Raw genomic sequence first — 20,940 nt, forward strand, 5'->3', positions numbered from 1 at the left:
CGCGGGCCCGTCCGTATCAGTCCAGGATCCGCACATGTACCGTCACCTCCTCTCGATCATGGTAGAGGTGGCGACACGCCACCTTGGCTCGTACGCCGGCCTCGGCGAGTGCCGACTCGAGGCCCGAAAGGCAGCGGGAGACTTCCTGCCAGCGGCGCTTCATGGGCAGCTTCAGGTTGAACACCGCCTCCCGGCACCAGCGCCGCACCAGCCAGCGCTGGACCATCGACATCACGCGCGATGGCTTGTCGACGATATCGCAAACCAGCCAGTCGAGCCGGCAGGGCGGCTCCCAGACGAAGCCGTCCTCGCGCAGGTGCTCCACCAGCCCCGTGGCCATCAGTCCCTTGTCCATGGGGCCGTTATCGATGGCATAGACATGCATGCCGCGCTGCACCAGCTGCCAGGTCCAGCCACCGGGAGCGGCGCCAAGGTCGGCTGCTTGCATGCCCTCCCCCAGCCGTTCGTCCCAATCATCTCGCGGTATAAACTCGTGCCAGGCCTCCTCCAGCTTGAGGGTGGAACGACTCGGCGCGCGGTGAGGAAAGCGCAGCCGGCGAATTCCTCCAGGGAGTTCACTGCGATTGCCGGGAAAGCTCATGCCCAGTTGGACGCGATCTCCGTCACTCCATAGCAGGTGAAGACGGCGGCCGCCGGCCTTGCGCCGCAGGGCGCCCCGTTTCTTGAGCAGCGACTCCAGCGGCCGCTTGAGTGCCTTGATCAGGCCAGCGAGGGCCTTGGCGTCGTTGGTATCCGGTGTTTCCTGCCACACCGACTCGAAGCTCCAGCCACTCGCCACGACCTGCTCGATGATGGGTGTCAAGCGATCCTCGCGGGGGAGCAAGAGCGGCGGTAGGGCGAGCAGGCTCTGTCGGGCAAATACCAGGCTGGACAGCGGCAATGCCCGATGCAGCGCATTGGCTGGCGCATCGCCCGCAACAATGAAGCGCACGAAACCGGCGTCTGGGCTGACGTCGGTTTCTCCATGCCAGCCCAGGGCCATGACCTTGTCCGCGAGCTCTGCCGCCAGATCCGGCTCGAACCCCGAACGACAATAGAGCAACAGCTCACCGGGAACCGTCATCGGCCAGTCTCCTCGGACGCATCCGGGAGCGTGCGATTGCGCAGGTCCTCGATATCCTGCAACTGGACATTGAGCGCATTGGTAGAAATGGTCACCTCCCAGAGCGAGTAGATCAGCGAAATGGACAGGGTCACCAGGCTCACACCGAAGAGCAGCATGCCCAGCAGTTCCAGCGACAGGAAGAGCGCGAACATCGACAGTGTACAGAGCAGGAAACTCAGCACACCCGCCACCTGCATGCGCTTGGTCAGGGAGATACGCCGACGCAGCAACACGATCTGTCGCGCGGTGCCGGGCTGATGACGATCGCGTTCCTCGTCCGCCAGCTTGCGGATCAACTGCGCGAGTACCAGGAAACGGTTGGTATAGGCCAGCAACAGCAGCGAGATGGCCGGAAAGAGCAGGGCCGGCGTGGTCAGCGTCACGAACGATCTCCGATTGTGATTCGTAACGCCATGATAACAGCTGCCACTTTCATGGGCCGCCCATGAAAAACCCCGAGCTCTTTCGAACTCGGGGTTTCTCGGATAGGTGCCTGACGATGACCTACTCTCGCATGGGGAGACCCCACACTACCATCGGCGCTGAGCGGTTTCACTGCTGAGTTCGGCAAGGGATCAGGTGGTTCCCGCACGCTATGGTCGTCAGGCGAAAAGCGGTGAATCATGCTGAGCTGATACGTTTCGTCGTATCCGGCTGTCGGTCGCCATCGGCAGACCGCTTGGGTGTTATATGGTCAAGCCTCACGGGCCATTAGTACCGGTTAGCTCAACGCCTTGCAGCGCTTCCACACCCGGCCTATCAACCAGCTGGTCTCGCTGGGCCCTTCAGGAGGCTCGAGGCCTCGGGGATGTCTCATCTTGAAGGGGGCTTCCCGCTTAGATGCTTTCAGCGGTTATCCCGTCCGCACATAGCTACCCGGCAATGCCACTGGCGTGACAACCGGAACACCAGAGGTGCGTCCACTCCGGTCCTCTCGTACTAGGAGCAGCCCTTCTCAAACATCCAACGCCCACGGCAGATAGGGACCGAACTGTCTCACGACGTTCTAAACCCAGCTCGCGTACCACTTTAAATGGCGAACAGCCATACCCTTGGGACCGACTTCAGCCCCAGGATGTGATGAGCCGACATCGAGGTGCCAAACACCGCCGTCGATGTGAACTCTTGGGCGGTATCAGCCTGTTATCCCCGGAGTACCTTTTATCCGTTGAGCGATGGCCCTTCCATACAGAACCACCGGATCACTAGAACCTACTTTCGTACCTGCTCGACGTGTCTGTCTCGCAGTTAAGCACCCTTATGCTCTTGCACTCAATGCACGATTTCCAACCGTGCTGAGGGTACCTTCGTGCTCCTCCGTTACGCTTTGGGAGGAGACCGCCCCAGTCAAACTACCCACCACACACGGTCCTCGATCCGGATCACGGATCTGAGTTAGAACGCCAATGATGCCAGGCTGGTATTTCAAGGTTGGCTCCACCCGAACTGGCGTCCGGGTTTCCAAGCCTCCCAGCTATCCTACACAAGCAACATCAGCGTCCAGTGTGAAGCTATAGTAAAGGTTCACGGGGTCTTTCCGTCTAGCCGCGGGTACACAGCATCTTCACTGCGATTTCAATTTCACTGAGTCTCGGGTGGAGACAGCGTGGCCATCATTACGCCATTCGTGCAGGTCGGAACTTACCCGACAAGGAATTTCGCTACCTTAGGACCGTTATAGTTACGGCCGCCGTTTACCGGGGCTTCGATCAGGAGCTTCGCTTGCGCTAACACCATCACTTAACCTTCCGGCACCGGGCAGGCGTCACACCCTATACGTCCGCTTGCGCGTTTGCAGAGTGCTGTGTTTTTAATAAACAGTTGCAGCCACCTGGTATCTTCGACCGGTTCAGGCTCGAGGCGCGAGGCCCGTCACCCTAGTCCGGCGTGCCTTCTCCCGAAGTTACGGCACCATTTTGCCTAGTTCCTTCACCCGAGTTCTCTCAAGCGCCTGGGTATTCTCTACCTGACCACCTGTGTCGGTTTGGGGTACGGTCCCACTGTATCTGAAGCTTAGAGGCTTTTCCTGGAAGCGTGGCATCGATGACTTCCAGCCCGTGGGCTGTTCGTCTCGTCTCTCGGCCTGGGGGAACCGGATTTGCCTGATTCCCCAGCCTACTGACTTTCACCAGGACTACCAACGCCTGGCTCACCTAGCCTTCTTCGTCCCCCCATCGCAATACAGTGAGGTACGGGAATATTGACCCGTTTCCCATCGACTACGCCTTTCGGCCTCGCCTTAGGGGCCGACTCACTCTGCTCCGATTAGCGTCGAACAGAAACCCTTGGTCTTCCGGCGGGGGCGTTTTTCACGCCCCTTGTCGTTACTCATGTCAGCATTCGCACTCGTGATACCTCCAGCAGACCTCTCGATCCACCTTCATCGGCGTACACGACGCTCCTCTGACCGCGCCTCATCGAGCTACTCTCCGACGCGAATAGCTAATGCGGCACCCGTAGCTTCGGTACCTGGTTTGAGCCCCGTTACATCTTCCGCGCAGGCCGACTCGACTAGTGAGCTATTACGCTTTCTTTAAAGGATGGCTGCTTCTAAGCCAACCTCCTAGCTGTCTGAGCCTTCCCACATCGTTTCCCACTTAACCAGGATTTCGGGACCTTAGCTGACGGTCTGGGTTGTTTCCCTTTTCACAACGGACGTTAGCACCCGCTGTGTGTCTCCCACGCGTCACTCACCGGTATTCGGAGTTTGCCTCGGGTTGGTAAGTCGGGATGACCCCCTAGCCGAAACAGTGCTCTACCCCCGGCGGTGCTACGTGAGGCGCTACCTAAATAGCTTTCGAGGAGAACCAGCTATCTCCGGGCTTGATTAGCCTTTCACTCCGATCCACAAGTCATCCAAATCTTTTTCAACAGATCCTGGTTCGGTCCTCCAGTTGATGTTACTCAACCTTCAACCTGCTCATGGATAGATCGCCCGGTTTCGGGTCTATTTCCAGCGACTGGTCGCCCAGTTAAGACTCGCTTTCGCTACGCCTCCCCTAATCGGTTAAGCTCGCCACTGAAAATAAGTCGCTGACCCATTATACAAAAGGTACGCGGTCACATGACGTGCATGCTCCCACTGCTTGTACGCATACGGTTTCAGGATCTATTTCACTCCCCTCTCCGGGGTTCTTTTCGCCTTTCCCTCACGGTACTGGTTCACTATCGGTCAGCCAGGAGTATTTAGCCTTGGAGGATGGTCCCCCCGTCTTCAGTCAAGGTTTCTCGTGCCCCGACCTACTCGATTTCACAGGATCAGATTTTCGGCTACGGGACTATCACCCTGTTTCGTTGAGCTTCCCAGCTCATTCGCCTAATCAGTCACCTGCTTAAGGGCTGCTCCCCGTTCGCTCGCCGCTACTGGGGGAATCTCGGTTGATTTCTTTTCCTCGGGGTACTGAGATGTTTCAGTTCCCCCGGTTCGCCTCCTGACACCTATGGATTCAGTGCAGGATACCCACGTTACCGTGGGTGGGTTTCCCCATTCAGACATGCCCGGGTCACAGGTCGTTTGCCACCTCGCCGAGCCTTATCGCAGGCTTCCACGTCTTTCATCGCCTCTGGCTGCCTAGGCATCCACCGTATGCGCTTCATCGCTTGACCATATAACCCCAAGAGGTCTGGTCCGCGATGACGATCGACAATTGCCGGATACGCTTGAAACGTATCTCGTGTCTCTTCCTCTCGGAAGAAACTTGTCAGCATGATTCACATTGTTAAAGAGCATTTAAAGCTGGAAGCTTTAAGCTGGAAGCTGTAAGCAATACCTGCCTGACGGCAGATAACGTTTTCAGCGCCTAGCTTAAGGCTTACGCTTAACAGTCGACTGTTGTGGGGTTGGCTTTTTCTTACAGCTTACGGCTTATCGCTTACAGCTGAAGTGTGGTGGAGCCTAGCGGGATCGAAGTCGTGCGCGACCCCGGCGCGACCTCCTGGTGCAAGGGCAGGCGCTCTCCAGCTGAGCTCCGCGCTTCCAAAAGGAAGATGGTGGAGCCAAGCGGGATCGAACCGCTGACCTCCTGCGTGCAAGGCAGGCGCTCTCCCAGCTGAGCTATGGCCCCAAATTTGGTGGGTCTGGGCAGACTTGAACTGCCGACCTCACCCTTATCAGGGGTGCGCTCTAACCAACTGAGCTACAGACCCAAACAGCTGCCTTATCAGCTCTGGTTCGATCAGGTAATTCATTGTGGACACTTGCCGGGTGCGAGGACTGGTCGTTTAAGGAGGTGATCCAGCCGCAGGTTCCCCTACGGCTACCTTGTTACGACTTCACCCCAGTCATGAACCACACCGTGGTGATCGCTCTCCCGAAGGTTAAGCTAACCACTTCTGGTGCAGTCCACTCCCATGGTGTGACGGGCGGTGTGTACAAGGCCCGGGAACGTATTCACCGTGACATTCTGATTCACGATTACTAGCGATTCCGACTTCACGGAGTCGAGTTGCAGACTCCGATCCGGACTGAGACCGGCTTTTCGGGATTCGCTCCACCTCGCGGCTTCGCATCCCTTTGTACCGGCCATTGTAGCACGTGTGTAGCCCTACCCGTAAGGGCCATGATGACTTGACGTCGTCCCCACCTTCCTCCGGTTTGTCACCGGCAGTCTCCCTAGAGTTCCCGACCGAATCGCTGGCAAATAGGGACAAGGGTTGCGCTCGTTACGGGACTTAACCCAACATTTCACAACACGAGCTGACGACAGCCATGCAGCACCTGTCACTCGGTTCCCGAAGGCACACCCGCATCTCTGCAGGCTTCCGAGGATGTCAAGGGTAGGTAAGGTTCTTCGCGTTGCATCGAATTAAACCACATGCTCCACCGCTTGTGCGGGCCCCCGTCAATTCATTTGAGTTTTAACCTTGCGGCCGTACTCCCCAGGCGGTCGACTTATCGCGTTAACTGCGCCACAAAGGTCTCTAGGACCCCAACGGCTAGTCGACATCGTTTACGGCGTGGACTACCAGGGTATCTAATCCTGTTTGCTACCCACGCTTTCGCACCTCAGCGTCAGTGTCAGTCCAGAAGGCCGCCTTCGCCACTGGTATTCCTCCCGATCTCTACGCATTTCACCGCTACACCGGGAATTCTACCTTCCTCTCCTGCACTCTAGCCTGACAGTTCCGGATGCCGTTCCCAGGTTGAGCCCGGGGCTTTCACAACCGGCTTATCACGCCGCCTACGCGCGCTTTACGCCCAGTAATTCCGATTAACGCTCGCACCCTCCGTATTACCGCGGCTGCTGGCACGGAGTTAGCCGGTGCTTCTTCTGTGAGTGATGTCCTTCCTTGGGGGTATTGGCCCCAAGGCGTTCTTCCTCACTGAAAGTGCTTTACAACCCGAAAGCCTTCTTCACACACGCGGCATGGCTGGATCAGGCTTGCGCCCATTGTCCAATATTCCCCACTGCTGCCTCCCGTAGGAGTTCGGGCCGTGTCTCAGTCCCGATGTGGCTGATCATCCTCTCAGACCAGCTACGGATCGTCGCCTTGGTGAGCCGTTACCTCACCAACTAGCTAATCCGACATAGGCTCATCCGATAGCGCAAGGTCCGAAGATCCCCTGCTTTCTCCCGTAGGACGTATGCGGTATTAGCCTGGGTTTCCCCAGGTTATCCCCCACTACCGGGCAGATTCCTATGCATTACTCACCCGTCCGCCGCTCGACGCCTGGAGCAAGCTCCATCGTTTCCGCTCGACTTGCATGTGTTAGGCCTGCCGCCAGCGTTCAATCTGAGCCATGATCAAACTCTTCAGTTTAAAATCATAAGTGCCTTAAGAGCACCAAACTTGGCTCAAGGGTCAAACGTTCTCAATTAGGATCCGAAGATCCTTGACGAGTCGCTTGCCTTGAATGTTTCAGTGACTGGTCACCGACATCCCGACAAGCGCCCACATGAATTACCTGATCGATTGTTAAAGAGCGTCTCCGGGCTCACATGAAGCGCGGAGCTCTCGCTGTTGCCGTCGTGCTCGGCCGCATCAATGGAAGCGGCGGCCTCGTCGGCGCCCTGCGAGGAAGGCGTATTCTACGTGATCGGCTGTCGGTGTCAACCCTGTAAGCGTTCCGAAGAACGGTTCCAGGTGAGCGACGTGCCATCGAGATGGCGGCCGATAGAGCCCCTGGCGGGCCTCTGTAACGCGTGGCGTATTCTACCGAATTCGGCGTTTCCGTCAAGCAGGAATTTCGACATCCAGCCCGAAAAACCCATACAGAAACAACGACTTCTGCCACTTATCACCGCCGGCAACGTTGCCCGTCGCCAGCAGCGGATGCGTACTTTACGACCTGGAGCCGGAACACGCAACCCCCTATGCACAGGAAAATATAGTCCAACATTTCGCGACGCGCCATGAGACTCGCCACTTTACTCCACGTCGTTACGGCGGGCCCTCCCTGTCACACGAACACCAGGCGGACGGGCCCGCCGGCACTCAGATGACAAAGAGATCGACGAAGCGGTTCACCGGCGTACTCTCCAGGCGCGCCTGCTCCTCACAAAGCGCCAGAATCTGCTCACAACGGCCTGCCGGGAAACGAGTCGCGAGGTTGCGCCGGAACTTGTCCACCAGCAACGGGATTCCCTCATCGCGCCGACGGCGATGACCCACCGGGTATTGGACCTCGACCTTCTCCGTGGCACTGCCGTCCTTGAAGAAGACTTGAATGGCGTTGGCAATAGAGCGCTTCTCGGGGTCGTAGTAATCCCTGGAGTAACCTTCATCCTCGACCACCTCCATCTTGCCGCGCAGCTCATCGATCAGCGGATTCGCCTCGTGGAATTCATCCTCGTAGTGCTCAGCGGTCAGGCTGCCGAAGATCAGGGGCACGGCGATCATGTACTGCAGGCAGTGGTCACGGTCGGCGGGATTCGCCAGGGCACCTTCCTTGGAAATGATACGTATCGCCGAGTCATGTGTGCTCAACACGATGCGGTCGATCTCCTCCAGGCGGGTCCTGACCTCAGGGTGCAGTGTTACGGCGGCTTCGCAGGCCGTCTGGGCGTGGAATTCGGCCGGGAAGGAGATCTTGAAGAGGATGTTCTCCATCACGTAGGTGCCGAACTCCCGCTGGAAGGTGAACTTGCGCTCCGCTTCCGGCTTGAGGGCCAGGTCTCGATTGGTATGACTGAAGAGAATGTCGTAGAACCCCCACTGAGGCGCGGACAGCACCCCGGGGATACCCATCTCCCCACGCATGGCGATATCGGCGAGGCGTACCGCGCGTGACGTGGCGTCTCCGGCGGCCCAGCTCTTGCGAGAACCGGCATTGGGGGCATGGCGGTAGGTGCGTAGGCTCTGGCCGTCGACCCAGGCATGAGAAAGCGCCGAGAGCAGCTGCTCACGATCGGCGCCCATCAGCTTGGCCACCACGGCGGTCGAGGCCACCTTGACCAGCACCACATGATCGAGGCCGACGCGGTTGAAGGAGTTGTCCAGCGCCAGGATTCCCTGGATCTCGTGGGCCATGATCATGGCCTCGAGTACCTCGCGCATGGTCAGCTGGGAATCGCCCTGGGCCAGGCGCTTCTGGGAGAGGTGGTCGGCGATGGCCAGGATCCCGCCCAGGTTGTCGGAGGGATGTCCCCACTCGGCGGCCAGCCAGGTGTCGTTGTAGTCGAGCCAACGGATGATGGCCCCGATGTCCCAGGCAGCCTTGACGGGGTCAAGACGAAAAGAAGTCCCCGGAACGCGAGCGCCATTGGGCACCACTGTCCCCTCTACTAGCGGCCCCAGGTGCTTGGTGCACTCCGGGAAGCGCAGCGCAAGCAGGCCGCAGCCGAGGGTGTCCATCAGACAATGGCGAGCAGTATCCAGTGCCTCGCTGCTCTCGATCGTGAAGTCGAGGACGTAATCGGCAATCTTCTGCAACTCGACGTCATAGTCAGGCCGCACATTGGCTTCCACGGTACTCATGTTCTTCTCCTGCCGTCGCTTGACATTACACCCTACCACTATAGAAAACGCCCCGAATCTGGGACCCGGGGCGTTCACATTTTCTCAGCGTCCTTTGCTCAGAAACTGTCGCCGGGCACTCGCACGAAGCCCTCCATCAGCACCCGGGCACTGCGGCTCATCACCGCCTCCTCGATCACCCAGCGGCCATCCACCTGGCTGGCCTCGGCACCCACCCGCAAGGTGCCGGAAGGATGGCCGAAGGTCACCGCATTGAGCTTGCCGCCACCGGCTGCCATGTTGACCAGGGTGCCATCGATGGCAGCCGCTGATGCAATGGCCACCGCCGCCGTGCCCATCATGGCGTGGTGCAACTTGCCCATGGAGAGTGCCCGAACCAGCAGGTCGATCTCCTCGGCCTTGACTTGCTTTCCGCTGGAGGAAAGATAGTCGGCCGGTGCCGCCACGAAGGCCACCTTGGGAGTATGCTGGCGATTGGCGGCCTCGGCGACATCCTGGATAAGCCCCATGCGCACTGCCCCATGGGCGCGAATGGTCTCGAACATCTCGAGCGCCTTCGCGTCGCCGTTGATCGCTTCCTGCAATTCGTTGCCGGTGTAGCCGATATCGGCAGCCCGTAAAAAGACGGTCGGAATGCCTGCGTTGATCATGGTCGCCTTAAGCGTTCCGATGCCGGGCACGTCAAGATCATCCACCAGATTGCCGGTGGGGAAGATTGCGCCCTCGCCGTCCGCCGGGTCCTTGAAGGCCACCGGCACCTCAGCGGCAGGAAAGGTCACCCCGTCCAGTTCGAAATCGCCGGTCTCCTGTACCGCACCGTTGGTGATAGGGACCAGGGAGACGATGGTCTTGCCGATGTTGGCTTGCCAGATGCGCACCTCGACCTCGCCGTTCTCCGGGATACGCGTCGGATCCACCAGCCCGTTACTGATAGCGAAGGGCCCCACCGCTGCCGAGAGGTTGCCGCAGTTGCCGCTCCAGTCGACAAAAGGCTTGTCGATAGAGACCTGACCGAACAAATAGTCCACATCGTGGTCGGGACTCTCACTGCTGCTCAGGATCACCGTCTTGCTGGTGCTTGAGGTGGCGCCGCCCATGCCATCGATCTGCTTCTGATAGGGATCGGGGCTGCCGATCACCCGCATCAGCAGGCGATCACGGGCCTCGCCAGGTACCTGCGCGGCCTCCGGCAGGTCCGTAAGCTTGAAGAAGACGCCCTTGCTGGTACCGCCACGCATGTAGGTGGCGGGAATCCTGATCTGTGCAATATGCGTCTGAGAACCCTGGCTCATGCTCCTGCCACCTCCTCACTCCCCACACCTTCCAGGAAGTCCTTGGCGAAGCGCTGGAGCACACCGCCGGCCGTGTAGATGGAAACCTCCTCGGCGGTGTCGAGACGACAGATGACTGGCACGCGGTCGATCTCGCCCGTCTTGCGATGAATCACCAGCTCGAGAGTCGCCCGGGGTGCCAGGGCGCCCTCCACGTCATAGGTCTCGGTGCCATCCAGTTGCAGAGTGTGACGAGTAGTCCCCTCCTGGAACTGAATGGGCATCACACCCATGCCGATCAGGTTGGTGCGGTGTATGCGCTCGAAGCCCTCGGCGACGATCGCCTCGACCCCGGCAAGCGCCACGCCCTTGGCCGCCCAGTCACGCGACGACCCCTGGCCATAGTCGGCACCGGCGATGACGATCAGGGGCTGGCCGCGTTCCATGTAGGTCTCGATGGCCTCCCACATGCGGGTGACCTCGCCGTCCGGCTCGATGCGCGCCAGTGACCCCTGAATGGCCTCGCCGTTCTCATCCCGCACCATCTCGTTGAACAGTTTGGGATTGGCCAGGGTGGCCCGCAGGGCGGTGAGATGGTCACCACGGTGGGTCGCGTAGGAATTGAAGTCCTCCTCCGGCAGGCCCATCTTGTGCAAGTATTCTCCCGCTGCGCTGTCCATCATGATGGCGTTGGACGGCGACAGGTGGTCGGTGGTGATGTTGTCCGGCAGGATCGCCAGCGGGCGCATGCCCTTCAACGCACGCGCTGCCGCCATGTTGCCTTCCCAGTAGGGAGGGCGACGGATGTAAGTGCTCTGCGGACGCCAGTCATAGAGCGGGCTCTCGGCCGGCTCAAACGCATCCAGGTCGAACATCGGGATGTAGACCTGCTTGAACTGGTCCGGCCTGACGAACTCGCCGACGATGGCATCGATCTCTTCGTCGGAGGGCCACAGGTCCTTGAGGGTCACGGGGTTGCCATTCTGGTCGGTGCCCAGCACGTCCTTCTCGATGTCGAAGCGCACGGTACCGGCGATGGCGTAGGCCACCACCAACGCCGGCGAGGCCAGGAAGGCCTGCTTGGCGTACGGGTGGATGCGACCATCGAAGTTGCGGTTGCCGGAGAGCACCGCGGTGGAATAGAGATCGCGGTCGATGATCTCCTGCTGGATCTCGGGATCCAGCGCGCCGGACATGCCGTTGCACGTGGTACAGGCGTAGGCAACGATGCCGAAGCCGAGCTTTTCCAGCTCGGTCAGCAGGCCAGCCTCCTCCAGATAGAGGCGCGCCACCTTGGACCCCGGGGCAAAGGAGGATTTCACCCAGGGCTTGCGCAACAGGCCCAGCTCGTTGGCCTTCTTGGCCAGCAGGGCGGCGCCCACCACATTGCGCGGGTTGGAGGTATTGGTGCAGCTGGTGATGGCGGCGATGATCACCGCGCCATCGGGCATCTTGCCCGCTTTCTCTTCCGCCTGGGCCTTGTCAAAGTCCACGGCGATGCCCCGATCATGGAGGGCGCTGGTAGGCAGGCGACGATGCGGGTTGGAGGGACCCGCCAGGTTGCGCTCCACGCTGGACAGATCGAAGGTCAGCACGCGCTCGTACTGGGCCTCCGTCAGGCTGTCGGCCCACAGGCCGACCTGCTTGGCGTAAGTCTCGACCAGCTCTACCTGTTCCGGCTCGCGCCCTGTGAGCGTGAGATAGTCGAGGGTCTGCTCATCGATGTAGAACATCGCCGCCGAGGCACCATACTCCGGTGTCATGTTGGAGATAGTGGCGCGGTCACCGATGGTCAGGCTCTTGGCCCCCTCGCCGAAGAACTCGAGATACGCCCCGACCACGCGCTCCTTGCGCAGGAACTCGGTGATGGCCAGCACGATATCGGTGGCGGTGATGCCCGGCTTGGGCTTGCCGGTCAGCTCCACGCCGACGATATCAGGCAGGCGCATCATCGAGGGGCGACCCAGCATCACGGTCTCGGCCTCGAGGCCGCCCACACCCACGGCGATAACGCCGAGGCAGTCGATGTGCGGGGTGTGGCTGTCGGTACCCACGCAGGTATCGGGGAAGGCGACTTGCTTGCCCTGCTCGTCGCGGCGAACCTGTACCACCGGTGACATCTTCTCCAGATTGATCTGATGCATGATGCCGTTGCCCGCGGGAATCACGTCGACGTTCTCGAACGCGGTCTTGGTCCACTCGATGAAGTGGAAGCGATCCTCGTTGCGGCGATCCTCGATGGCGCGGTTCTTGTCGAAGGCATCCTGGTCGAAGCCTGCGTGCTCAACGGCCAGCGAGTGATCGACGATCAGCTGTGTCGGCACCACCGGGTTGACCTTGGAGGGGTCACCGCCCCTTTCGGCGATGGCGTCGCGCAGACCGGCCAGGTCGACCAATGCCGTCTGGCCGAGGATGTCGTGGCATACCACGCGGGCCGGGTACCAGGGGAAATCCAGGTCACGCCGACGCTCGATCAGCTGCTTGAGCGATTCGGTGAGCATCTCCGGCTCGCAGCGGCGAACCAGCTGCTCGGCCAGCACCCGCGAGGTATAGGGAAGGGTGTCGTAGGCACCGGGCTGGACGTCTTCGACGGCCTCACGCACGTCGAAGTAGTCAAGCTCGGTGCCGGGAAGCGGTTTACGGTAGTCGGTGTTCATACTCAACCCCGATTCTCGATGGGCACCCATTCGCTCTTTTCCGGGCCCACGTAGTCAGCGCTCGGACGAATGATGCGGTTGTTGGCGCGCTGCTCGAAGACATGCGCCGTCCAGCCAGTGACGCGCGAGCAGACGAAGATCGGCGTGAACAGCTTGGTGGGAATGTCCATGAAGTGGTAGGCGCTGGCGTGGAAGAAGTCCGCGTTGCAGAACAGCTTCTTCTCGCGCCACATGACCTCCTCGACACGCTCGGAAACCGGATAGAGCACGCTGTCGCCCACGTCCTCGGCCAGTTTCTTGGACCAGTGCTTGATGATGGCGTTGCGTGGGTCGGACTCGCGGTAGATCGCGTGGCCGAAGCCCATGATCTTGTCCTTGCGCTCGAGCATGCCCATGATCTCGCGCTCGGCCTCTTCCGGCGACGTCCAGTTCTCGATCATCGCCATGGCCGCCTCGTTGGCACCACCGTGCAGCGGGCCACGCAGGGTGCCGATGGCACCGGTCACACAGGAGTGCATGTCGGAGAGCGTGGACGCACAGACACGCGCGTTGAAGGTGGAGGCATTGAACTCGTGCTCAGCGTAGAGTATCAGCGAGACGTTCATCACCCGGGCGTGCAGCTCGGAGGCCGGCTCGCCGCGCAGCATGTGCAGGAAGTGGCCGCCCACGGAGGCATCATCGGTCTCGGTCTCGATGCGTACGCCGTCGTGGGTGAAGCGATACCAGTAGCAGATGATCGAGGGCAGCACCGCCAGCAGGCGATCGGAAACATCCTGCTGCTCATCGAAGCTCTGCTCGGTCTCCAGGTTACCCAGCATGGAAGCGCCTGTGCGCATCACGTCCATGGGGTGGGCATCCTTGGGGATCTGCTCGAGCACGGTCTTCAACGCATCGGGCAGACCACGCAGCCCCTTGAGCTTGGTGATATATGTGTCCAGCTCGGCTTGATTGGGCAGCTTGCCCTTGAGCAGCAGATAAGCGACCTCCTCGAACTTGGCCTTCTCGGCCAGCTCCTTGATATCGAAGCCGCGATAGGTCAGGCCGGAGCCGGTCTTGCCGACGGTGCATAGGGCGGTGGTACCTGCACTCTGGCCGCGCAGGCCGGCTCCGCTGTTGGTCTTCTCTGCCATGTCGTATCTCCTTTGCTGTCTCGTGTTCCGGTCTCGTCGAGCGCGCTGGGCTCAGGCATCGTCGCCCTGTTCAGCAAACAGCGCGTCTAGCTTGCGTTCGAAGTCGTGATAGTTGAGGAAGTCGTAGAGCTCGTCTCGGGTCTGCATGATATCGACCACGTCGCGCTGATGGCCGTTGTCATGGATGCTCTGGTAGACCTTGAGCGCGGCCGCATTCATGGCGCGGAAGGCGGAAAGCGGATAGAGCACCATGCGGCACCCTACTTCACCCAGCTCCTGCTGAGTGAATAGCGGTGTGGCCCCGAACTCGGTGATGTTGGCGAGTATCGGCGCATCGACGCGCTCGCAGAACGCCTTGTAGTCGTCGAGGGTATGCACCGCCTCGGCGAAGATCGCGTCGGCACCGGCTTCGATACAGGCGTTGGCGCGCTCGATGGCGGCATCCAGGCCATCCTTCTGGAAGGCATCGGTACGCGCGATCAGATAAAAATCCGGGTCGAGGCGCGCATCGGCGGCGGCCTTGACGCGGTCGACCATCTCCTGCTGGGAGACGATCGCCTTGTTGGGCCGGTGGCCGCAACGCTTCTGGGCCACCTGATCTTCCAGGTGCACAGCAGCCACGCCGGCTCGCTGCATTTCCTTGACGGTGCGCTCAATGTTGAAGGCGCCACCCCAGCCGGTGTCGATGTCCACCAGCAAGGGCACATCGGTAGCGCCGCAGATGCGATGGGCATCCTGGACCACATCGTTCATGGTGGTCATGCCCAGGTCTGGCAGGCCGAATGAAGCATTGGCAACACCGCCGCCGGAAAGATAGATCGCCGGATGGCCCACTCGCTCAGCCATCAGGGCCGTATAGGCATTGATGGTGCCAACGATGGGCAGCGGGCGGTGGGCCTCGAGGGCAGCTCGGAAGCGAGCGCCGGGTGTCGGTTGGGTCATGAAAGGTCTCCGTATGTTGTCCGAGCGCCTCAGGCGGGCGTCTCGCTGTCCTGCAGTTCAAGGGATGCCGCATAACGTTCGACGACGTTGGAGCGAGACGCACTCACGTGGCGGCGCATCAGCAGCTCCGCCAGCTCGGCGTCGCCGGCCTCGATGGCATCGACGATGCGGTGGTGTTCGACGAAGGCACGCTGGGGTCGCGTACCGCTGGCACTGAACTGGGTACGGTAGAGCCGCACCAGGTAGTAGAGGTCATCGCAGAGCATGCCCATCAGCATCTTATTGTGGCTTCCCTGAACGATGCGGAAGTGGAAGTCCAGATCGCCCTCGCGCTGATAGTAGGCCTCGCCCTTGCGCAGGTCGGCCTGGCGCTCGTGCAAGGCCAGGACCTCACGCAGCCCGACGATTTCCTCGGGTGTCATATGCTCGGCGGCAAGCCGTGCGGCCATGCTCTCCAGCGCCTCGCGCACATCGAAAAGCTCAAGCAGCTCCTTCATGGAGAGCTTGACCACTCGGGCTCCGACATGGGGTACCCGTTCGATCAAGCGGTGCGCCTCGAGGCGACGCATGGCCTCTCTCAGCGGCCCGCGGGAGATCCCGTAGGTACGGGACAACCCCGGCTCGGTGATCTTGCTGCCTGGAGCAAGCTCACCTCTGACGATGGCATCCTGCAGCTGCTGGAAGACACGTTCCGCCAGCGTGCGGACTTCGGGTGGCGTGACCAATTCCGGTGCGACTGAGTTCATGGTAATTGTCGACAATCAAGTGGTGGAGAAACTGTAGCCATTGCCCCCTTCAGGGTCAATGGCCCGGCAGAGCGTAGTAGCTTAACCTTTGGTTGTAGACAACACAGTACTCACACCCATCAATGTCGACAATAGTCACGCCTGTTGACTCGCCGCAAGCGTCGGCAGCGGGAAGGACAAGTCGGCTCCCTACGCCTAGAATGGGGGCCTGTTCCGGGAAGACGCTGTGATGACGCCACCGATCGAGATCACCCCCTTGCCCTACCGCGAGGATCCACTAGGCTACTTCGCGGCGCTGCGCGACAGGCCTGGCGCCGTGCTGCTCGACAGCGGCCGCCCGATGGCGCCCGGTGGCCGCTACGACATTCTCAGTTGCGATCCCCTCACGCTGATCGAGGTAGACGCCACCGGCCACGTGCATGGCGATTCGGCGCTGACGGGACTCTCCTCGTTCGTCGCTCAGCAGGCGCTACTCGACCGGCTATCCGATGACGTGCCGGACAGCAAACTGCCGTTTCTGGGTGGGCTGATCGGCTACTGGAGCTACGACCTCGGGCAGCAAATCGAGCCGGTGGCAGGACAGGCCAGGCGGGTAATCAATCTTCCCGCCAGCCGGGTCGGTCTCTATGACTGGGCACTGATCCAGGACCACGACTGCCGACAGAGTTGGCTGGTGGGCAGTGCCTCGCGCCGCCGTCAGGTGCTCGAGTGGCTGGAGGCGCCGGCATGTCCGGCGGGAGAGTTCCGCCTCACGGCGCCCTTTTCCGCCGAGCTCAGCCGTAGCGATTACCTGGCACGCTTTGCCACCGTCCAGGCCTACATCCGAGCCGGCGACTGCTACCAGATCAATCTGGCCCAACGCTTCAGTGCCCCCTTCGAGGGTGACCTCTGGGCGGCCTACTGCCGCCTGCGTGACACCACGCCCACTCCCTTCGCCGGCTACCTGGCCTGGGATGACAAGGCGATCCTCTCGCTTTCGCCGGAACGCTTCCTGCTCTGCCGGGATGGTCGTGTAGAGACCCGCCCGATCAAGGGCACGCGGCCCCGTGGCACGACACCCGAGGAGGACCGGCGGCTGGCCGATGAACTGGGCGCGAGCCTCAAGGACAAGGCCGAGAACGTGATGATCACCGACCTGCTCCGCAATGACCTTGGGCGGGTCTGCCGGCCGGGCAGTGTACGGGTACCACAGCTTTGCGGCCTCGAGAGCTACGCCAATGTCCACCACCTGGTCAGCGTCATCATCGGCGAACTGGCAGCAGGCCAGCGGCCCATGGACCTGCTGTCCGCCGCTTTCCCGGGCGGCTCCATCACTGGCGCCCCCAAGGTGCGGGCCATGCAGATCATCGACGAACTGGAACCCAGTCGGCGCAGCGCCTACTGCGGCAGCCTCGGCTACGTGGATGTTCGCGGGCGCATGGATACTTCCATCGCCATTCGCAGCGTGGTGGCCGAAGGAGGAGAATTGCACCTCTGGGGTGGGGGCGGCCTGGTTGCCGACTCCCGCGGCGAAGACGAGTACACCGAAACCCTGGACAAGATCCGTCACCTGATGCGGGCTCTGACGGCGGCCAGCCAGGACTCTTTATGGAATAAAGAAAGGGGTTTCTTACTTCATGAAGGAATAGATATCCAATGAAATGGTATTGGGGATGGCCTTACTGGCTCTGCTAGGGTAGCCGGATACTCGCAACCACCAGCCCGGGAGCCCTTCATGGAGCCGCAACTCGACGTCATCAACCGGGAACTCGGCAACGACCCCGAGTCCCTGATTCGCTGGGCACTGGACCAGGGTCAACGGCCGATCTGCACGACCAACTTCCGCCCCTTCGAGGCCGTTATCCTGCACATGGTCACGTGCCAGCAGCCGGATATCCCGGTTGTATGGATGGACAGTGGCTACAACACCGAAGCCACCTACCGTTTCGCCGATGAGCTGATTCAGCGCCTCGACCTCAACCTGGTGAGTTATCTGCCTCGGCGCTCACGGGCCCATCGCGAGGCACTGGAAGGTCCGGCGCCGGGGATCGACGACCCGCGTCACGAGGCCTTCACCCGGGAGGTAAAGCTCGAACCCTTCGAGCGAGCCCTGCGCGAGATGGCACCGGACGTCTGGTTCACCGCGCTGCGTGCCGAGGACACCCCAGAACGTGCCCGCATGGAACCGGTGAGTCGCAACGGTGACGGCCTGCTGAAGGTCTCGCCACTGCTGCACTGGACGGCTCGCGACCTCCATCGCTACCTGCAGGAGCATTACCTGCCGAACAATTTCGACTACTTCGATCCCACCAAGGTCGAGGAGAAGCGCGAGTGCGGCCTACACCTGCAGCATTGAAGGCTGGGCTCCGTCGCGGGTGAGTCCTCCGGCGACGGCTGGGCAGCAGCTCAGCGCTCGGGTAGCTCGATATCCTTGAAGAGCGCCTCCTCGTGTCGCGGCCCGGCGACAAGGGCCGCGTCGACCAGGTCCCGCGTCAGGTGGCCGGCAAAGCCTTCCAGGAAGTCATACATGTAACCGCGCATGAAGGTGCCGCGACGAATCCCGATCTTGGTGGTGGAACTCGCGAAGAGGTGATCGGCCTCCAGCGCCACCAGATCGAAATCGTGCTCGGCATCCACGGCCATATGGGCAACGATGCCGACCCCCATTCCCAGACGCACGTAGGTCTTGATGACATCGGCATCAGCCGCCGTAAGCACCACGTTCGGGGTCAGTCCCTTTGCACGGAAGGCATCGTCGAGCTGGGAGCGCCCGGTGAAGCCAAACACATAAGTGACCAGCGGATAGTCCGCCAAGGCCTCCAGGGTCAGGGTCTGCATTTCGGCCAGCGGATGACCCTGAGGCACGAGGACACAGCGATTCCAGCGATAGCAGGGCAGCAGCACCAGATCGTTGAAGAGTTCGAGGGACTCCGTGGCGATTGCGAAGTCGGCCTGGCCGTCGCTGACCATCTGGGCGATCTGCTTGGGTGTGCCTTGCTGCATGTGCAGGGCCACGTCGGGATATTCCTGGGTGAACTCGCGGATCACCGGCGGCAGTGCATAACGCGCCTGGGTGTGGGTCGTGGCGATAGCCAGGCTGCCGCGACGCTCGTCGCTGTGTTCCTGGGCGACCTCCTTGATGTTCTCGGCTAGCCTCAGCACTTGCCCGGCCAATTCGATGATCGCCTGCCCTGCCGGGGTAACCCGGGTCAGATGCTTGCCGCTGCGGGCAAAGATCTCGACACCGAGTTCGTCCTCGAGCAAGCGGATCTGCTTGGAGATACCCGGCTGAGAGGTAAAGAGACTCTGGGCGGTGGCCGAAACGTTGAGGTTATGGCGCGACACCTCCCAGATGTAGCGCAATTGCTGAAGCTTCATGGCCGCTCTCCCTCGCGTGTCGTGGGATCTTTAAAATACCCGCAAGACATAAGAAAATTACTCATGATCGCTTTATAGCATAACCTGGCCGGGCAGATGCAACCGCTTTCCAGCGCTCTGCCAAACAGCGGGGATTTGCCAGCACTTCGGTCGGCCGCTACCATCGTTCGACCAGGCATGCCCTGCATGTCACCTATCCGCTCGATGCAGCGCAACGAAACTGGAGAATCACATGGCCAATAACGTCGATGTCACCAATGCCAACTTCGAGCAGGAAGTCCTCAAGGCCGACTCGCCGGTCCTGCTCAAGTTCTGGGCCCCCTGGTGTGGTCCCTGCAAGGTGATGGCACCGGTGGTCGACGAGGTCGCCGAGGAGCGCAACGGCAACCTCAAGGTCGTCAGTATCAATGTCGACGATGCCCCCGAAATCGCCGCAGAGCAGGGTGTGCGCGGCGTGCCGACGGTGATGCTGTTCAGGTCCGGCACCAAGGTCGCCTCACTGGTCGGCGCGCAGTCGAAGTCACAGCTGACCCAGTTCATCGATCAGAACGCCTGATCCCAAGCCCCCTGACCGGCTTATCGCCCCGGCCCATGGCCGGGGCGATGTCGTTTACTGCTCCTGAGCACCTACCGAACTTACTTACGTCTCGAACTTACTCCTCGTCCCGTTCCGAGATCGGTCGATGGGCCTTCTCGATCGGCGACTCATCCCCCGGCCCCAGCAGATGGGCGATCCAGCGGGTCTCGGGATGGCTGTCCAGGGCGATCTTCAGGGTCATGGTCAGCACCACCGAGAGCAGCATCCCCACCGCACCGAAGATCCAGCCCCACACCACCAGCGACAGGAAAGCCACGAAAGTCGACAGCCCCAGGGCCCTGCCCATCACCCGCGGCTCGATGATGTTGCCCATCAAGAAGTTGACCCCCAGGTAGGCCGACGCCAACAGAATCGCATCGAACAAGCCCCCCTCGGGAGCCACCAGCAACAGCAGCACCGGAGGAAAGGCCGCGATGGCCGAACCGATGTTGGGGATATAATTCATCGCGAAGGCCAACACGGCCCACAGCAACGCAAACTCCACCCCCACCAGCTTGCAGGACACCCAGATCAGCGCACCGGTTACCAGGCTGATCAGCGTCTTGACGGCCAGATAGCGCTTGAGAGTGAGGCTGAATTCGCTGAAGCGTCGCAGGCTCGGGGCCGGATTCACCAGGGCGCGGGTAATCTTGTCGCGAAAATTGAGCGTCTCGAAGAGCAGGAACATCACCAGCAGGGCCACCACCACGCTCTGCATCATCAGGTTACCCACCTCGCCGAGCACCGCCGGAATCCAGTTGCCGAGTTGGTCGGCATCCAGCAGATCGGCCAGCCGGTTGGTGTCGATGGCAAGCCCCAGCCCGGCCAACCCGTCAAGGAACCCCAAGTAGTACTGATAGAGCTTCTGCTCTATCCCCGGCAATGCATCGATGAAGGTGTCAAAACTGTTGACCAGCAACAGGCCGAGCAGGGAGAGGAAGCCGCCGATGACCACCAGGGTCAGGGATACGGCCAGCCGTTTGCTCAGTCCGAGGCGATGCAGCCACTGCACGGGTGCAGTGCAGATGACCGCGATGAAAAATGCCAGCAGCAGCGGGACCAGCAGACTGGAGCCCGCCCTCATGCCCGCAACAATCACCACCAGAGCGGCCAGTGTCAGCGTCAGGTTGAGGGGAAGAGTATTTTGCTGACTGTCTTGGGGATGGGGCATGCCCGGACTCACGACTGCTGAAAGTCTGCTCATGATGCCGCGGTGG

13 protein-coding genes, 2 tRNA genes and 3 rRNA genes are annotated in these 20,940 nt (G+C 61.0%); 3 read left to right on the forward strand and 15 right to left on the reverse strand.

The annotated features are described in order from the left end of the window. Positions 1–16: 16 nt before the first annotated feature. From rlmM to U5L98_RS13305, 13 genes are all read right to left on the reverse strand, one after another. A complete protein-coding gene (gene rlmM / locus U5L98_RS13245; protein ID WP_322558744.1) occupies positions 17–1,084 on the reverse strand; it encodes a 23S rRNA (cytidine(2498)-2'-O)-methyltransferase RlmM in 1,068 nt (355 codons plus the stop codon). Further along, positions 1,081–1,509, reverse strand: a complete 429-nt coding sequence (locus U5L98_RS13250; RefSeq protein ID WP_322558745.1) for a DUF2721 domain-containing protein — start codon at positions 1,507–1,509, stop codon at positions 1,081–1,083. Before U5L98_RS13250 ends, rlmM begins: the two co-directional genes overlap by 4 nt. Positions 1,510–1,617: 108 nt before the next feature. After that, positions 1,618–1,733, reverse strand: a 5S ribosomal RNA gene (rrf, locus tag U5L98_RS13255). A gap of 83 nt (positions 1,734–1,816) precedes the next feature. After that, a 23S ribosomal RNA gene (locus U5L98_RS13260) occupies positions 1,817–4,732 on the reverse strand. A gap of 382 nt (positions 4,733–5,114) precedes the next feature. Beyond that, positions 5,115–5,190 (reverse strand) — tRNA-Ala (locus tag U5L98_RS13265). A gap of 5 nt (positions 5,191–5,195) precedes the next feature. Beyond that, positions 5,196–5,272: transfer RNA gene (locus U5L98_RS13270), tRNA-Ile, on the reverse strand. 76 nt (positions 5,273–5,348) lie between these two features. Beyond that, positions 5,349–6,886, reverse strand: a 16S ribosomal RNA gene (locus tag U5L98_RS13275). The 16S, 23S and 5S rRNA genes sit together here with 2 tRNA genes alongside, the layout of an rRNA operon. Before the next feature lie 675 nt (positions 6,887–7,561). After that, a complete protein-coding gene (gene prpD / locus U5L98_RS13280; protein ID WP_322558746.1) occupies positions 7,562–9,043 on the reverse strand; it encodes a 2-methylcitrate dehydratase in 1,482 nt (493 codons plus the stop codon). A 98-nt stretch (positions 9,044–9,141) separates the two neighbouring features. After that, positions 9,142–10,335, reverse strand: coding sequence for a 2-methylaconitate cis-trans isomerase PrpF (gene prpF / locus U5L98_RS13285; RefSeq protein ID WP_322558747.1), 1,194 nt, complete (start codon positions 10,333–10,335; stop codon positions 9,142–9,144). Further along, a complete protein-coding gene (acnD, locus tag U5L98_RS13290) occupies positions 10,332–12,971 on the reverse strand; it encodes a Fe/S-dependent 2-methylisocitrate dehydratase AcnD (protein WP_322558967.1) in 2,640 nt (879 codons plus the stop codon). Before acnD ends, prpF begins: the two co-directional genes overlap by 4 nt. Before the next feature lie 2 nt (positions 12,972–12,973). Continuing rightward, positions 12,974–14,101, reverse strand: coding sequence for a 2-methylcitrate synthase (gene prpC, locus U5L98_RS13295; protein ID WP_322558748.1), 1,128 nt, complete (start codon positions 14,099–14,101; stop codon positions 12,974–12,976). A gap of 51 nt (positions 14,102–14,152) precedes the next feature. Further along, positions 14,153–15,043, reverse strand: a complete 891-nt coding sequence (prpB, locus tag U5L98_RS13300) for a methylisocitrate lyase (RefSeq protein WP_322558749.1) — start codon at positions 15,041–15,043, stop codon at positions 14,153–14,155. A gap of 29 nt (positions 15,044–15,072) precedes the next feature. Then, positions 15,073–15,789: a GntR family transcriptional regulator gene (locus tag U5L98_RS13305; RefSeq protein WP_322558750.1), complete on the reverse strand. Its 717-nt coding sequence runs from the start codon at positions 15,787–15,789 to the stop codon at positions 15,073–15,075. A 229-nt stretch (positions 15,790–16,018) separates the two neighbouring features. Here U5L98_RS13305 and pabB point away from each other — a divergent pair, with 229 nt between their 5' ends. Next, complete coding sequence (gene pabB / locus U5L98_RS13310; RefSeq protein WP_322558751.1) at positions 16,019–17,428, forward strand: aminodeoxychorismate synthase component I; 1,410 nt, start codon at positions 16,019–16,021, stop codon at positions 17,426–17,428. A 75-nt stretch (positions 17,429–17,503) separates the two neighbouring features. Then, positions 17,504–18,124, forward strand: a complete 621-nt coding sequence (locus U5L98_RS13315; protein WP_322558752.1) for a phosphoadenosine phosphosulfate reductase family protein — start codon at positions 17,504–17,506, stop codon at positions 18,122–18,124. A gap of 50 nt (positions 18,125–18,174) precedes the next feature. Here U5L98_RS13315 and cysB read toward each other — a convergent pair whose 3' ends face one another. After that, the gene (gene cysB, locus U5L98_RS13320) at positions 18,175–19,146 is read right to left on the reverse strand and encodes an HTH-type transcriptional regulator CysB (protein WP_322558753.1); all 972 of its coding nucleotides are present in this window, start codon (positions 19,144–19,146) and stop codon (positions 18,175–18,177) included. A gap of 232 nt (positions 19,147–19,378) precedes the next feature. Between cysB and trxA the strand changes: the two genes are divergently transcribed. Beyond that, positions 19,379–19,702, forward strand: coding sequence for a thioredoxin (gene trxA / locus U5L98_RS13325; protein ID WP_322558754.1), 324 nt, complete (start codon positions 19,379–19,381; stop codon positions 19,700–19,702). Between the two features lie 97 nt (positions 19,703–19,799). On the opposite strand, the gene U5L98_RS13330 is transcribed toward trxA, so the two are convergent. Beyond that, on the reverse strand, positions 19,800–20,894 hold the full coding sequence (locus U5L98_RS13330; protein ID WP_322558755.1) for an AI-2E family transporter: 1,095 nt from the start codon (positions 20,892–20,894) through the stop codon (positions 19,800–19,802). Positions 20,895–20,940: the final 46 nt, after the last annotated feature.

Source organism: Halomonas sp. (assembly GCF_034520545.1).
Lineage (GTDB): Bacteria > Pseudomonadota > Gammaproteobacteria > Pseudomonadales > Halomonadaceae > Halomonas.